Here is a 14548-nt window from a genome sequence, read left to right as displayed (position 1 = left end):
ATAATGAAATTAGGATTTAGAATCAGTCTAAGTCATAAAAGGCTACACACAAGTGATTCGTTTTTTCTACATCCGGGTGTCCACACTTTGATATAAGCTTTGCTGGCGGAACTACTCTTAGATTATATGCAGCAGCCCAGCGCCCGGTACCGGAAAACTTGCTATATAATACTTATGATATTTTAGGAGGAACCAAGATATGTACAAGTCCATTATTATAGGCACCGGCCCTGCCGGTTTGACCGCCGCTATTTACCTGGCACGCGCTAACATGAATCCGCTGGTGATCGAAGGACCACAGCCAGGCGGACAATTAACGACGACTACGGAAGTCGAAAATTTCCCAGGCTTTCCTGAAGGAATCATGGGACCCGATCTGATGGATAATATGCGTAAGCAAGCGGAGCGTTTTGGCGCTGAATTCCGTACAGGCTGGGTGAACAAGGTAGACACAACTGCTCGTCCATTTACACTGGATGTAGAAGGGTTGGGTGAACTGGTTACCGATACGCTGATTATCTCCACAGGGGCAACTGCCAAATACCTTGGGATTCCCGGTGAGCAGGACAATATCGGACGTGGCGTGAGCACTTGCGCTACCTGTGACGGATTCTTCTTCCGTGGCAAAGAAATCGTTGTTATCGGCGGTGGGGACTCTGCACTGGAAGAAGCTAATTTCCTGACTCGTTTTGCCTCCAAAGTAACATTGGTACATCGCCGTGAAGAATTGCGGGCATCTAAGATTATGCAGGATCGTGCTCGTGCGAACAGTAAAATTGAATGGGCGCTCAATCGTACTCCTGTAGAAGTGATCGCTGACGAAAACGGAGTAACTGGCTTGAAAGTGCTGAATAATGCAACAGGGGAAGAGGAAATCATTACAGTCAGTGGCGTATTCGTGGCAATTGGTCATCATCCGAATACAGGCTTCCTAGAAGGACAAATTACCACGGATGCGAACGGTTATATCGTTGTAAATCCGGGTACTTCCGAAACAAACGTGCCTGGCGTCTTCGCTTGTGGCGACGTACAGGATACACGCTACAGACAAGCGATTACCGCAGCAGGCAGTGGCTGTATGGCTGCTATGGACAGCGAGAAATACATTGAAAGTCTGGAGCATAGCGCACTGGCCTTGTAATACTTGCAAGTATGGTTAAATATAGATGTAACAAAATAAATGATGAGGTGATATTCATGGAAAAAGCAATCGTATACACATCTACAAACTGCCCGCATTGCCGTCAAGTAAAAAGCTACTTAGCTGAAAAAGGCGTAGAATACGAAGAACGCAACATTGAAACGAATGAAGCATTTGCTCAAGAGGTTTGGGATATGGGCATTCGTGCTGTTCCATTGACTTTGATCGGGGAAGAACGTATTTCCGGTATGAACAAAACCAAGTTTGAAAAAGTGCTGAACGCTTAATATGGGCGTACGGGAACCTGAGAGTTCCCGTACGCTTTTTTTTATAAAGATACGCGCACGCGCCCGAGAAAAGGAGCTGTTGCTGCATAGGCGGCACCTAGCATCGTCGAGCGGCTGCCAAGCGCGGAGAAACGAATCTGCAGTTGCCGCCGGTGATAGGGCAGTGCACGCTCTTCGATCACTGCACGCATACTTTGCTCCAGCCAAGGTCTGGCTTCCGCCAGTGGACCGCCGATCATAAGCATTCCGGGATTGAGACTGTTCACAATGTTGGTAATCCCCACACCCAAATAGCGCCCGATTTCATCAAGGACGCTTAATGTATTCGCATCACCTTGCTGCGCAAACGGTAGTAAATCCGCTGTATTATGTGCGGGCAGCTTCAATGACGATGCTACATACGCCTTCTCCGAGGCATATAGCTCCCAGCAGCCTCGGCTGCCACAGGAGCAGAGGCGTCCGTTCCAGTCAATGGACATATGGCCGCTTTCTCCAGCATACCCCCACGCCCCTTGGTACGGCTTGCCATCAATAATGATTCCAGTCCCGATCCCGGACCCTGCACTGATGTAGACCAGATCCCGCGCCAGCTGCCGATGATCAGCGTCCATACCATAGTACAATTCGCCTTGTGCACCGACGTTGGCCTCATTATCCACCACTACGGGAAGACCCAGCTCTCTTTCAAGTTGCTGCCGCAGCGGAACCTCTTCCCAGCCCAGATTGGGCGCGAATAAAACATTTCCGGCTTCATCCACCATACCCGGTACCCCCAGCCCAATGCCAACAATACCGTGCGGGGAGGGAGGAGTGGCCTGCATGAGCTCGTGAATGAGCTTACGAATCTGTTCGATAATAAAGCCAGGATCATGCTGGGTTAAGGAAAGGGTAAGCTCTGTTTCAATGGTACCTGATAGATCGGTCAGAGCGCCTTTAATGTACTGTACGCTAACCTCGATACCGAGTACAAAGCCTGCACGGCTGTTGAATAGCAGCATTAAAGGTTTACGTCCACCGCTGGATTCTCCTAATCCTGTTTCATACACCAATCCATCGGTGATCAACTCTGCAACCAGGTTGGACACGGTGGCTTTGTTTAATCCAGTTTGACTGGATAGCTGTGCCCGGGATAGAGGGGCATGAAGGCGGATTCGCTCCAATACGATAGATTTATTCAGCTTTTTGACAAGCGCCTGATCGCCAGTAACATTCATGGTTATTTCACTTCCTGTTGATGTAATTCCCGTTATTATATCATAAAAATAAACTTAGTTTAAGCAATAGACAAAGTTTCTTGGCTGTGCTAGAATCATTTTTGTAAACGTTTACTACAAAGGAGGAACTTATAATGGCTTATTTCGAACAGGTATCCAAAATTAACTTTGAGGGCAAGCAATCTGATAATCCTTTTGCGTTCAAATTTTATAATCCACAGGAAATTGTAGCGGGAAAAACGATGGAGGAGCATTTGCGTTTTAGCATGGCCTATTGGCATACGCTGGTTGCGGGCGGTTCTGATCCTTTTGGAGTAGAGACTGCGGAACGTCCATGGTCCAAGTTTACTGGACTGGATTTGGCGAAGGCACGTGTGGAAGCTGCCTTTGAACTGCTGGATAAGCTAAATTTACCTTATTTCGCCTTCCACGATGTGGATATTGCACCTGAAGGCGCATCACTAAAAGAATTTTACAGCAATCTGGATACGATCGTGGACCTGATTGAGGAGCACATGAAAGCTACGGGCAAAAAACTGCTGTGGAACACAGCGAATATGTTTAGCCACCCACGCTATTTGCATGGGGCTGCGACCACTTGCAATGCAGATGTATACGCACACGCAGCTGCTCAAATTAAAAAAGGACTGGAAGTGGGCAAACGTCTGGGCGCAGATAACTATGTCTTCTGGGGAGGCCGTGAAGGCTACGAAACACTGCTGAATACAGATTTGAAGCTGGAGCAGGACAATCTGGGACGGATGTTCCATATGGCGGTAGATTACGCGCGTGAAATCGGCTTTGACGCTCAGTTCCTGATCGAGCCAAAACCGAAGGAGCCAACCAAGCATCAGTATGATTTTGACGCGGCGACGACGATTGCCTTCCTGCAAAAATATGATCTGGACCAGCATTTCAAGCTTAATCTGGAGGCTAACCATGCAACCTTGGCAGGTCATACTTTTGACCATGAAGTGCGTGTAGCACGGATTAACGGCATGTTGGGATCACTGGATGCCAACCAAGGAGATTTGCTGCTGGGCTGGGATACGGACGAATTCCCGGTTGATCTGTATGATGCCACACTAACTATGTATGAAGTGCTGCAAAATGGAGGCCTGGGCCGTGGCGGTATCAACTTTGACGCCAAGGTGCGCAGAGCATCGTTTGAGCCAGAAGACTTGTTCCTGGCGCACATCGCAGGTATGGATACGTATGCGAAAGGTTTGAAGGTAGCCGCCAAACTGATCGAGGACCGTGTGTTTGAGGACTTTATTGAGAAGCGCTACAGCAGCTTTAAAGAAGGCATTGGAGCAGACATCGTATCCGGAAAAGCAACGCTTGCTTCTCTGGCTGAATATGCTCTGGCGAACGAAGCACCACGCAAAAACGTGTCCGGTCGTCAGGAATATCTGAAAGCAAAATTAAACCAATACATTTTGGCTGATTAATGCCGGAATTGATATACGAATAAGGGCTGCACGATCACAGGGAAGGAGGAACTCCAATGCAGGAGACGGTAAACCAGGAGCAGGAGCGCTATGTCATCGGCGTGGATTTGGGTACTAGTGCAGTCAAAACGGTGCTGGTCAACCGTAAGGGACAAGTGGCTTATGAAACCTCTCAGTCATATCCTCTTCTTCAGCCGAAGGCAGGGTATAGCGAACAGCATCCTGAAGACTGGGTGCGTGGGACGTTAGCATCGTTGAAAGAGCTTGTGGAGAAGGCCGGAATCGGCGGAACAGATGCTGTGGACGGCATTAGCTTTTCGGGGCAGATGCACGGGCTTGTGCTGACTGACAAGGAAGGAAAAGTGCTACGTCCGGCTATTCTGTGGAATGATACGCGCACAACGGCGCAATGCCGCCGTATTGAAGAACAGCTTGGACCAGCGCTGCTGAGGATCGCACGCAACCGTGCGCTGGAAGGCTTTACGCTGCCCAAGCTGCTGTGGGTGCAGGAGCATGAGCCAGATGTGCTGGCTCGTGCAGCCCATTTTATGCTGCCCAAAGATTATGTGCGCTACTGTCTCACAGGAGAGTTGGCGATGGAGTATTCGGATGCGGCGGGCACGCTACTGCTGGATATCGCGAACAAGCAGTGGAGCGAAGAAATCGCTACTGCGTTTGATCTGCCGTTGTCGCTGTTCCCGCGGCTGGTGGAATCCTTTGACCAGACGGGCACGCTACTGCCGGAGATTGCCGAGCAGAGCGGGCTTTTGCATGAAACCAAGGTCTATGCTGGCGGAGCAGACAACGCATGTGGAGCGATTGGCGCTGGTATTTTGAGCGAGGGCCGCACTTTGTGCAGCATCGGCACTTCAGGAGTTGTGCTTTCCTATGAGGAGCGCAAGGAGATCGACGTTCAGGGACGAGCCCATTTTTTTAATCATAGTGAGCAGGATGCTTATTATATCATGGGGGTTACACTCGCGGCCGGATACAGCTTGACCTGGTTTAAGGATACCTTTGCGCCGGAGCATTCTTTTGACGCATTGTTGGAAGATGTGGACTCGGTCGAGCCAGGCAGCCGCGGGTTGCTGTTCACGCCTTATATTGTGGGCGAACGCACCCCTCATCCGGATGCTACTATTCGAGGCAGCTTTATCGGGATGGATGCAGGGCACAAGCTTGCGCATTTTACACGGGCGGTGCTGGAGGGAATTACGTTTTCGCTCAAGGAATCCATTGATATTCTCAGGGGCACAGGCAAAACGGTGAATGAAGTGATTTCCATCGGCGGTGGTGCGCGTAATGAGGCATGGCTGCAAATGCAGGCCGATATTTTTAACGCAGATATCGTCAAGCTGGAAAGTGAGCAGGGACCTGCCTTGGGAGCAGCTATGCTGGCTGCTTATGGTAGTGGGTGGTTTGAATCGCTGCAAGCGTGTGCTGAAGCTTTTCTGCGTGAAGCAGCAAGATATACACCGAATCCGGAACGTGTGGCTCAGTATGAGGGCTTATACGAGCTATACCGTGAAGTATATCTGCATACGCGGGAGCTAAGTGAGCATTTGGCGGTTTACCGTTAATACGGTGAGATATTGAGCGTAAATGAGAAGCGGCTTTGGGGGTGGAACCTCCAAAGCCGCTTTCTCCATGTAATGACTGTATGAGTTAAATACTTTTCTTCATTTTTGCATGACCTTCATTCACCGAGCTCACGGCACAGCCTGGACATGACTTGCTTGATGAACAGCCAGCACAGGCGCCTTGGCGGCTTTTTCGCAAAAATCGTACTAAAACCCATGCACTATAACCGAGGATCACCAATAAAATAATGATATTGACCATGGAATCCACTTCCTTTTATATACTTTAGGGTCTGACTTAACCCCAACCTAATAATCTGCCACACTGATAGATCAAAACAGTGATGATATAGGCAACAGTCAAAGGATAGAACACAGAAAAGGCGGTCCAGCGCCAGGAGAGTGTCTCTTTGCGAATAACCGCTACAGTAGCCAGACATGGCACATACAACAGAATGAACACCATAAAGCTAAAGGAGGCAAGCGGTGTAAAAGCATGACTGACTTGCAGCTCCAATCCCTGCATATCTGGAACGTGGTAAATGATATTCATGGTTGATACGATAACCTCTTTGGCCATAAAACCTGTGAGCAGAGACGCGCCTGCTTGCCAGGTGCCAAAACCAAGAGGAGCCAATAGAGGTGCAAACCATCCTCCAATCGTAGCGAGCAGGCTGTCATCCATTTCTACGCCGAAGCCTTGCGGACCGAAATTGGACAAGAGCCAGATGCCAACGGAGCCTGCAAGAATAATCGTTCCGGCTTTGCGGACGAAGCCTTTGACCTTCTCCCAGGTGCTGCGAAATAATGTAAGAGCCTGCGGCACCCGATAGGGAGGAAGCTCCACGATAAAGAGGGAAGGCTCACCCGATAAAATAGATACTTTGGAAAATATTTTGGCAAGTATGAGCGACACGGTGATCCCTAGCACATACATCAGCATGATAATGCTTGCTGCATGTGATGGGAAAAACACACCTGCAAACAACGCATACACCGGTAAGCGGGCCGAGCATGACATAAAGGGTACCAGCAACGTTGTAATAAGGCGCTCTCTTGGTTGTTCAATCGTGCGTGCCGCCATAATTGCCGGAACATTACAGCCAAACCCGATGATGAAGGGAATGAAGCTTTTCCCGTTCAAGCCCACAGCTTGCATCAAGCGATCCATGAGTATCGTGACCCGTGCCATATACCCGGAATCCTCGATCACCGAGATAATCAGAAATAAAATAGCAATTTGAGGCAGAAAAACAAGCACACCCCCGACCCCAGCCACAATGCCGTCCACGACTAGACTTTGCGTAAAAGCGGACGCATTCAAGTGAACGAGTAACTCAGAAATCCAGCTGCTGAGTGTCCCCGAAAAAAATTCATCCAGCATATCTGAGAGAATTGTACCCGCCCAATCAAAGGTGAACTTAAAGGTAGCGTACATCAGCAGCAAAAAGATCGGAATGCCTAAATACCGATGAGTAAGCAGTGCATCCAGCTTATCTGTCAGGCTGTGAGGTCTGAGTTTGGAGGTGTCAATTGCTTTGGAGCACAGCTCAGCAATCCATGCTGTTCGTACAGAGCGAATATACTGAGCAGGGGTGCTGGCATGACCCTCTCTAAGAAGCTCTTCCTCGCAGCGCTGGATGCGTGCAGTTACTTGTTGGCGCTGTTTCTCATTCGTTATCCATTCCATGACGACCGGATTGTTTTCCAGACATTGCAGTGCAGCCCACCGAAGCTGAGGCACAGATGTATTCGGCAGCAAGCTGCAAATATCCGCTATAGCAGCTTCGATGGCAGGACCATAATCCAGTTGAAAAGCATTGGATGTATGTCTGACCTCTCGAAGGGAAGCGAGCATTTGCTTACTTCCGCTACCTGTACGTGCGACCATAGGAATAATAGGAACGTCTAATTGATCAGCCAACAGTTCCTTGTTTATCCGAAGACCGGTAGCATCAGCTACATCAGTCATGTTTAAGCCGAGTACAAGCGGCCGGCCGTATTCCAATAGTTGTACAGTCAGATAAAGATTGCGCTGGAGCTGGGAGGCATCTACGATGTTAATCAGCGCCGCAGGCGGTTCCTCCAGCAAATAACGGGTTGCGACACCTTCATCCAGCGACAGAGGGAGTAATGAGTAGGCACCCGGCAAATCCACCAATACGGCAGACTTATCACGCAAAATTCCTGTTTTCTTTTCCACAGTGACACCGGACCAATTGCCTACCTCTGCATACGTACGGGTCAGCTTGTTGAATAATGAGGTTTTCCCTGTATTGGGATTGCCGAAAAGAGCGATCATGTCCATGTCGGAACGACCTCCAGTTGCTTCACTTGATTTTGACGGAGGCCGACCAGCTGGCCGTTGCATTCAATAACAATCGGGCCGCCCAATAAACTGATTTTTTTTAAGCGTATAATAGAGCCTTCGTTGATGCCCATGTCTGTTAAGCGACGGCGCAATGAGGGATGAAGAGGTGCAAGAGATTGCACACGCACAGTCTGACCTAATGGCGTACGAAGGAGTGAGATACATTCTGGCATGTTGCTCAGCCTTTCTGATCTAGAATGAGAATCAATATCATTTACTTCCGATGCCAGTACCATATCATGAGAATGACTTGATTGCTGTGATAAATATCTCTGCGAACGACATGTCTATGGTTATCCGTCTCTGTTATATAACAGAGTAAAGTGTCACAACCTGCCTTGAACTGCACGCTTACTCGTCTATAACCGACAAAACTAGAGCGTTTGGGGCACCTGTTTTTATGGTAAGATAGAGCTGTTTACAACTATGCTAAGAAGGGCAGGAACGCTCTGTATGAACAGAAAAATCGGGGTTAGGCTTGTAAAATGTCTGGTTGCAGGTGCGGCGCTGGCTGTGTTGCTGCCGCAGGCTGTGGAGTGGGGCAACGATGTGTATGCGGCGTCGGTCAAACCGGCTCCCTCCGTATCCTCGCAACAGCTTCAGAACAAGCTTTTACAGGCAATGGCTACGCGGAGTGAAACGCTGACCTTTACATATCAGGGGCGAGTGAACGGTCTCAAGCAGCAGTTACAGACCGCCATCCAACAGGCTATGGAGAGCGATCCGTATGTGAATTATACGATCAAAAGCTACGCATTCAGCTATACCGGCACAACCACCTCCGCCCAGGTTACGATTCGTTTAAGCTACCGGGAGACGAAGGAACAGACGGCATATGTGGATAGCACCGTGCAGGCTGTGCTGGGGGATATCATTACCAAGGGAATGACGGATCACGAGAAGGTGAAGGCCATTCATGACTGGATCGTCGTACGCCTGAAGTATGATGAAGCCCAGCAAAAGTACACAGCTTACGATGGTTTGAAAACGGGAAGCACGGTCTGCCAGGGTTATTCACTGTTGGCCTATAAAATGCTCGAACGAGCAGGCATTACGAATCGGATTGTGGAGGGTAGAGCAGGAGGGCAGCTACATGCATGGAATCTTGTTTTATTAGATGGCCGATGGTATCACATGGATACGACATGGGATGACCCGACCCCTGATCGCGCGAACGAGGTTAGCACTTCATATTATCTGCTGACTGATTCAGAGATGCGGCGGGATCACTCATGGGTTAAACCATACCCTCAGGCGAACACATCATATCGCGAAACCTTATCAGCATTAATAGCCGCTGGAGGATCCAAGGCCGCCGTGTATCAAAAACTGTACAATAACCTGGAATATCCATTGCAAGACGGCAAAGGGCTGGTCAAATCATCCGCTGATATCAAGGAACAGGTTCATAAAATGATAAATAAGGGAGGAACATCCCTTACCTTTGGCTATCAAGGAACAGAGCGGAGTCTTAAGGAGGATTTACAGTCCTTGTATCAACTTGGCTTGAAATCCATTTCCTATCAGATTACGGATCTCGGAAGTACTGGCAATCTTCGGGTAACTTTAAAATGGACCTAATGATTTTGCTGTAAAAAAGCTACATTAATAAAGGAGTATTCTAACTTATATGCACAAGCGTTCCTTTACCTATTTGCTTGGCACGCAGACGATGTCCAATGCGGCCGACATTCTGTACATTATGGCACTTGTGTCTTTGGTTTTTCATGAGACAGATTCGATCTTTTCTTCGGTGCTCGTTCCGTTGCTGCGAATGGGGGCACAGATGATCAGCGGCTTTTTGGCCCCGCTCATTTTGGCCCGATTCCAGCTTCCATTTATTTTATTCGTTTCTCAGTTCGGACAACTGGCTTTCTTCGCCATTCTGCTGGGCCACTTGTGGTCAGCAGGCACAGAGCCCGTATGGGTAGTTGTGTTTGCGTTGGTGGCTGCTATGTCCTTTCTGGACGGCTGGACCACCCCTGCGCGCAATGCGCTGATTCCCCGTCTTGCTTCCGGGGAAGGACTCATGCGGGCCAACAGTCTGGTATCGGTCAGCGATCAGACAGTGCAACTAGCGGGGTGGGGGCTTAGTGGTGTACTCGTAGCTATGCTGGGCTCGGAAAAAACACTGCTGGTGGCTGGCGGTCTGTATATGATAGCGCTGATCTTCACCAGCTTGATTCGAGATCCCCTAGAGGGCAAAGCCCATTATTTGCTTCATCCAGGAACAAGGGTGCAAAATGAAGATGCCTTGGCTGCTGAGGCTGTAACTGAGCCGGGACAAGGACAGCATGACTTGCCTCCTGCGCAGTTGGAAGATAAGCTGTATGCCCCGGAATCAGAGAGCCCGGCGGTGCCTCCTAAACGTAAAAAAGAAATACTGCGTGAGGGCTGGAGTCTTATTGGAGCCAGCCGCAGACTGAAGGCTCTTATTTTCATGGATATGATTGACCTGCTAGGAGGCTCAGTTTGGGTAGGCGCGTTCACGCTTGCCTTCGCTCAGCAGGTCTTGCACAAGAGCGAGGCATGGTGGGGATACATCAATGCCGCGTATTTTGCAGGGGCGATTGGCGGCGGCATCGTAGTCCTTGCTTGCGTCAAGCATTTGCAGCACAGACTGCTGCCCGCTATGCTGGTAGGGATGGCAGGCTACGGGCTGCTGACAGCCTGGTATGCACTGAACACATTACCGCCACTGACACTGCTTATCGTGCTGTTGATGGGACTACCTGCGGAAATGTCGGTCGTATCCCGCCGCACGATGATGCAAATGAGTGTGTCCGTACATGATCTGCCCAAGGTGCTGTCGGCCCAAGCTACGCTGACAAGCCTGACGTTTTGTATTTCGCTGCTTTTAATGGGCTGGATTGCAGATCATCTCGGTATTGTTAATCTATACTTGTTTTCAGCAGTGTTGACGCTGATTGCTGTCATATACGGTATTTTTAGTCGTCGTGCCTTATCTATGTCTTTGTCAGCTTCAGTAGCTGCCTCTTCCAAATAAACAAAAAAAGCCCGTCTCCGGGCATATACAGAGGAACATGCAGATAATGGTCTTGTGACCGGGTGTACCAGCGTGTTTCCCTGATATGTGGAGACGGGCTTTTTCACAGTTTTCTATTATTTATCCGAGGGTGCATTAGAACTCAAATCACATTCTTTTAATGGAACGATTTTAGTGCGTTTGATCCATTTGTAGCCGAGCCACAGCAGAAGGAACAGCGGCACACTCATATACGTAGCGATCATCGTTTTCCAGTCAATCTCCTGTCCGGTGAAGGCATCCGTGCCTTGCCCGATAATGACAATGATACATAGAGCAAAGGCAAACAACGGTCCAAACGGGAACCAGCGGGCTTTGTAGGGAAGCTCACTCAGACTGTGACCCTGTGCAGTAAAGGCACGGCGGAAACGATAATGGCTGACGGCAATACCGACCCACGTAATAAATCCGCACATTCCAGAGGCATTGAGCAGCCAGTTATAGACTACACCGTCCCCATACAGGGAGGCGAGAAAAGCTAGCATACCAACAGCAGTCGTAATCAGAAGTGCATTCATAGGAATGCCACGTCGATTGATGCGTCCAAGGAAACGGGGAGCCTTACCTTCCCGCGCCAAAGCGTACAGTACCCGAGTCGCTGCATACATACCCGAGTTGCCTGCTGACAATACGGAAGTCAAAATAACAGCGTTCATGACAGAGGCAGCAATGGCAAGCCCCGCTTTTTCAAATACGAGCGTGAACGGACTGACTCCGATATCACTGATATCTCCCCGCAGCAGATTTGGATTCGTATATGGAATGATCAATCCAATAACGAGAATTGCAAAAATATAGAAGAACAAGATACGCCAAAAGATTTGACGGATGGCACGTGGCACATTTTCGCGCGGATTTTCGCTCTCGCCAGCGGCTACCCCGATCAGCTCCGTTCCTTGAAAGGAGAAGCCCGCCGCCATGAATACACCCAATACGGCAAAGAACCCGCCATGGAACGGGGCATCTCCTACGGTGAAGTTGGCGAAGCCAACCGCAGGACCACCCAAGATGCCGAAAATCATCAGCACCCCTACGGTCAAAAAGATGATTACCGTCACAATTTTAATCATGGCGAACCAGTATTCAGACTCGCCGTAGCCTTTGACTGTTAACGCGTTCAGCAAGAAGATTATGGCCAAGAATAATAGACTCCACCAGGCAGAGTGGCTTTCCGGGAACCAGTATTTGATTAGCACAGTCGCTGCTGCCAATTCGGCAGCAATCGTTACTGCCCAGTTATACCAGAAGTTCCAGCCCATGGCGAAACCAAAAGCTGGATCAACGAAGCGACCTGCATAAGTATTAAAAGAGCCGGATTCAGGCATAAACGTTGCCAGCTCACCCAGGCTGGTCATTAAGAAGTAGACCATGAGGCCAACGGCTGCATAAGCCAGCAGGGCACCACCGGGTCCAGCTTCGGCGACTGCGCCACCACTGGCAAGGAACAGCCCTGTTCCGATAGAGCCGCCAAGGGCGATCATCGTCATATGACGGGCTTTGAGACTTTTCCGCAAGGTTGCGTCAGGTGTTGCTTTGTGTTGCACGTTCAAACACTCCTTCATGAAATTGTATTTCATGTCAGGGCAAGAGCCAGAAGGAGGGGGAGTATATAAATCAAAAGACCACAGGGAAAACGCCTGCGGTCTTGTCTATGCATTCCGCACCATACCTTCTTCTATAACAAGATAGCTCAACACGCGTGTTTGTGTTAGGACATCGCGTGACAGTTCTGCTCCTTTCGGTTAGCAGCCCCAGCATACGGAGTATTTACAAAGAGTCAGCTCCGCATACTTCGGCGGGTGTACCTTTCTACTGGAATCTCAGACGGCTCTTGGCGTCTCCTCCAATGTACTGATTACATCCGCGACCTCTACCTCATCATAAAACAGGTTGATGAGGTGTATGACATGATATTATATTGTATAGCGGACTATAGTATATCGTACCTGTACACTTTCTGACAATCGACAATTTTTTGAAATCCATTTTATTGAATCTTAAATCAGGAGTTACGCTTGGCCATTTGCTGCCACACCGTACCTGCGGCTTGTTCGCCTGATTCGATGCGCTCCAGCGCCATTTTAGCTTGCAAACTGACCTCAAATTCAGGGTCATCGACAGCCTTCTCCAGCGCATCACGCGCATCCTCGGTTCCAACCTCGTATAGAAAACGGGCTGCACGCCAGCGAACCAGCTTGCTGCTGTCGGATAAGGCTCCGATCATAGCGTTGGTAGCGGCGGGATCACCAATGTCCGACAACGTGTCGCCAGCGGTGCGGCGTACTGCCGCTGAAGGATCGCTCAGCGCCTCGAACAGCAATTCCATCGCCTCCGATGTACGAATATCGCCCAGATAGACGACTCCCAGCCGCCGCAGCTGCATTTTGTCGTCATGCAGCGCTTGCCGGATCAGAGGCAAATGCTCAGGCGTCGGCTCCAGCCGATCGAGCGCAGCGTAGCGTGTGCGCCAGTCTTCGTGTTGGAGGGCTTGCTTCAGCTCGGCGTCGCTCCACTCACGGCGTTCCTCTACGAATTCGCTGTTGTCCGCGCCGTGGGCAATCGCCTGCTGGATAATTTGTTCCAGCCGTTCCTGCGGAAAGGCTGCCTCTAATTCCTGCTCAACCTCGCGGGCAATATCCGGCAGCTCACCGTAGCGGACGCCGTAATCACTCAGTTTGCGTTCCTTGATCAAAGTTGCACTTGCCACGCGGGTAACGGCTTGCACGAAGCGGTCGGATAAGGAAATTCGTTCCTCCTGCTGCCCTGCCTTTACTCGAATTTGCATGGGAAGACCGCGGAAAAATTGGACAAAAACCTGTGCTTCGCCAAACGCTTCCCCAGAGCTTTCCTCGGGTAAATCCCAATTCGCATCAGCACCTTCCTCGCCTAGCTGATCCCGCACCTGGCCCAGAATAGTAGACCAATCGGCATTTCCTTTACGGTCAAGGGCTACAAAATCTGTCGTGTGAAACACGCTTTTGACCCCTTCAATTGCCAGCATACGCCGGATAAATGGGGGAGCGGAACGCTCATTGTCCCGTGTATATGTTCTGCGGATACCTGCTTCCAGCCGCTCATCCAGATGCAGCATCATGGTGTTCGGACTGGGAGTCGGCTCGATAGATGTTATCTTCATAGCTCGGTACAGCCTCCTGTTCAAAAATTCTCCATATATCATATATAGCTTATCTGTATTGTACCTCATTCTGCGTATGTCTCCAAAGAGAGAGTTTTCATTTATGAAGAAAATACAATGATATACATCACATGATTTAGATGAGTATGCCTGATAAATAGGAGTTTTTTTGAATGAAAACAGGATGCCATATAAGCCAAACTCGAAAAATTAACCTAAAAACGGAGTAAGCGGAATGGGGCTGTACAAGCGTAGCGGTCGCCTTTGTCCCCGGATTTTCGCCCTATGCATAGGTTTTATTTCTAGAAATCCGGGGGCGGTG

General features: G+C 49.6%; 12 protein-coding genes and 1 riboswitch. Of the genes, 6 read left to right on the top strand and 6 right to left on the bottom strand.

What is annotated here, in order from left to right; translation table 11 throughout:
* The first annotated feature begins 199 nt into the window (after positions 1–199).
* Positions 200–1141 (top strand): thioredoxin-disulfide reductase, encoded by a 942-nt coding sequence (trxB, locus tag ACQQ6X_RS21030; RefSeq protein WP_064797230.1) that lies wholly within the window; start codon positions 200–202, stop codon positions 1139–1141.
* 56 nt (positions 1142–1197) lie between these two features.
* On the top strand, positions 1198–1428 hold the full coding sequence (locus tag ACQQ6X_RS21025) for a glutaredoxin family protein (RefSeq protein WP_013373091.1): 231 nt from the start codon (positions 1198–1200) through the stop codon (positions 1426–1428).
* Between the two features lie 41 nt (positions 1429–1469).
* On the opposite strand, the gene ACQQ6X_RS21020 is transcribed toward ACQQ6X_RS21025, so the two are convergent.
* On the bottom strand, positions 1470–2642 hold the full coding sequence (locus ACQQ6X_RS21020; RefSeq protein ID WP_305166890.1) for an ROK family transcriptional regulator: 1173 nt from the start codon (positions 2640–2642) through the stop codon (positions 1470–1472).
* Positions 2643–2776: 134 nt separating this feature from the next.
* Between ACQQ6X_RS21020 and xylA the strand changes: the two genes are divergently transcribed.
* Both xylA and xylB read left to right on the top strand, forming a co-directional pair.
* The gene (gene xylA, locus ACQQ6X_RS21015; protein ID WP_305166889.1) at positions 2777–4093 is read left to right on the top strand and encodes a xylose isomerase; all 1317 of its coding nucleotides are present in this window, start codon (positions 2777–2779) and stop codon (positions 4091–4093) included.
* Between the two features lie 56 nt (positions 4094–4149).
* A complete protein-coding gene (gene xylB, locus ACQQ6X_RS21010) occupies positions 4150–5673 on the top strand; it encodes a xylulokinase (protein ID WP_305166888.1) in 1524 nt (507 codons plus the stop codon).
* 85 nt (positions 5674–5758) lie between these two features.
* Here the strand turns inward: xylB and ACQQ6X_RS21005 are convergent, their stop codons facing one another.
* The 3 genes from ACQQ6X_RS21005 to ACQQ6X_RS20995 are packed head-to-tail and all read right to left on the bottom strand — an operon-like array spanning position 5759 to position 8217.
* Positions 5759–5935, bottom strand: a complete 177-nt coding sequence (locus ACQQ6X_RS21005; protein ID WP_081276834.1) for a FeoB-associated Cys-rich membrane protein — start codon at positions 5933–5935, stop codon at positions 5759–5761.
* Positions 5936–5971: 36 nt separating this feature from the next.
* Positions 5972–7981: a ferrous iron transport protein B gene (gene feoB / locus ACQQ6X_RS21000; RefSeq protein WP_305166887.1), complete on the bottom strand. Its 2010-nt coding sequence runs from the start codon at positions 7979–7981 to the stop codon at positions 5972–5974.
* Positions 7972–8217 carry a FeoA family protein gene (locus ACQQ6X_RS20995; protein ID WP_305166886.1) on the bottom strand — a complete coding sequence of 82 codons (246 nt, stop codon included), beginning with the start codon at positions 8215–8217 and terminating at the stop codon, positions 7972–7974. Before ACQQ6X_RS20995 ends, feoB begins: the two co-directional genes overlap by 10 nt.
* Before the next feature lie 280 nt (positions 8218–8497).
* Here ACQQ6X_RS20995 and ACQQ6X_RS20990 point away from each other — a divergent pair, with 280 nt between their 5' ends.
* The gene (locus ACQQ6X_RS20990; protein WP_149034324.1) at positions 8498–9625 is read left to right on the top strand and encodes a transglutaminase domain-containing protein; all 1128 of its coding nucleotides are present in this window, start codon (positions 8498–8500) and stop codon (positions 9623–9625) included.
* Between the two features lie 49 nt (positions 9626–9674).
* Positions 9675–11051, top strand: a complete 1377-nt coding sequence (locus tag ACQQ6X_RS20985) for an MFS transporter (RefSeq protein ID WP_305166885.1) — start codon at positions 9675–9677, stop codon at positions 11049–11051.
* A gap of 116 nt (positions 11052–11167) precedes the next feature.
* On the opposite strand, the gene ACQQ6X_RS20980 is transcribed toward ACQQ6X_RS20985, so the two are convergent.
* Complete coding sequence (locus ACQQ6X_RS20980; RefSeq protein WP_149034322.1) at positions 11168–12634, bottom strand: amino acid permease; 1467 nt, start codon at positions 12632–12634, stop codon at positions 11168–11170.
* A 134-nt stretch (positions 12635–12768) separates the two neighbouring features.
* Positions 12769–12971: riboswitch (Lysine riboswitch) on the bottom strand.
* Positions 12972–13092: 121 nt separating this feature from the next.
* Positions 13093–14226: a virulence factor gene (locus ACQQ6X_RS20975; protein WP_305166884.1), complete on the bottom strand. Its 1134-nt coding sequence runs from the start codon at positions 14224–14226 to the stop codon at positions 13093–13095.
* Positions 14227–14548 lie beyond the last annotated feature (322 nt).

The sequence above is a fragment of the Paenibacillus ottowii genome, assembly GCF_050516475.1.
Taxonomy (GTDB): domain Bacteria; phylum Bacillota; class Bacilli; order Paenibacillales; family Paenibacillaceae; genus Paenibacillus; species Paenibacillus ottowii.
Note: the sequence above shows the minus strand (reverse complement) of the source record. Positions and strands in the feature narration are given on the sequence as shown.

What these genes read in the sequence shown, in the direction of transcription:
- feoB (WP_305166887.1), bottom strand. Translation starts at nt 7,981, where the DNA reads ATGGACATGATCGCTCTTTTCGGCAATCCCAATACAGGGAAAACCTCA.
- ACQQ6X_RS20995 (WP_305166886.1), bottom strand. Translation starts at nt 8,217, where the DNA reads ATGCCAGAATGTATCTCACTCCTTCGTACGCCATTAGGTCAGACTGTG.
- ACQQ6X_RS20985 (WP_305166885.1), top strand. Translation starts at nt 9,675, where the DNA reads ATGCACAAGCGTTCCTTTACCTATTTGCTTGGCACGCAGACGATGTCC.
- trxB (WP_064797230.1), top strand. Translation starts at nt 200, where the DNA reads ATGTACAAGTCCATTATTATAGGCACCGGCCCTGCCGGTTTGACCGCC.
- ACQQ6X_RS20990 (WP_149034324.1), top strand. Translation starts at nt 8,498, where the DNA reads ATGAACAGAAAAATCGGGGTTAGGCTTGTAAAATGTCTGGTTGCAGGT.
- ACQQ6X_RS20975 (WP_305166884.1), bottom strand. Translation starts at nt 14,226, where the DNA reads ATGAAGATAACATCTATCGAGCCGACTCCCAGTCCGAACACCATGATG.
- ACQQ6X_RS21025 (WP_013373091.1), top strand. Translation starts at nt 1,198, where the DNA reads ATGGAAAAAGCAATCGTATACACATCTACAAACTGCCCGCATTGCCGT.
- xylA (WP_305166889.1), top strand. Translation starts at nt 2,777, where the DNA reads ATGGCTTATTTCGAACAGGTATCCAAAATTAACTTTGAGGGCAAGCAA.
- xylB (WP_305166888.1), top strand. Translation starts at nt 4,150, where the DNA reads ATGCAGGAGACGGTAAACCAGGAGCAGGAGCGCTATGTCATCGGCGTG.
- ACQQ6X_RS21005 (WP_081276834.1), bottom strand. Translation starts at nt 5,935, where the DNA reads ATGGTCAATATCATTATTTTATTGGTGATCCTCGGTTATAGTGCATGG.
- ACQQ6X_RS21020 (WP_305166890.1), bottom strand. Translation starts at nt 2,642, where the DNA reads ATGAATGTTACTGGCGATCAGGCGCTTGTCAAAAAGCTGAATAAATCT.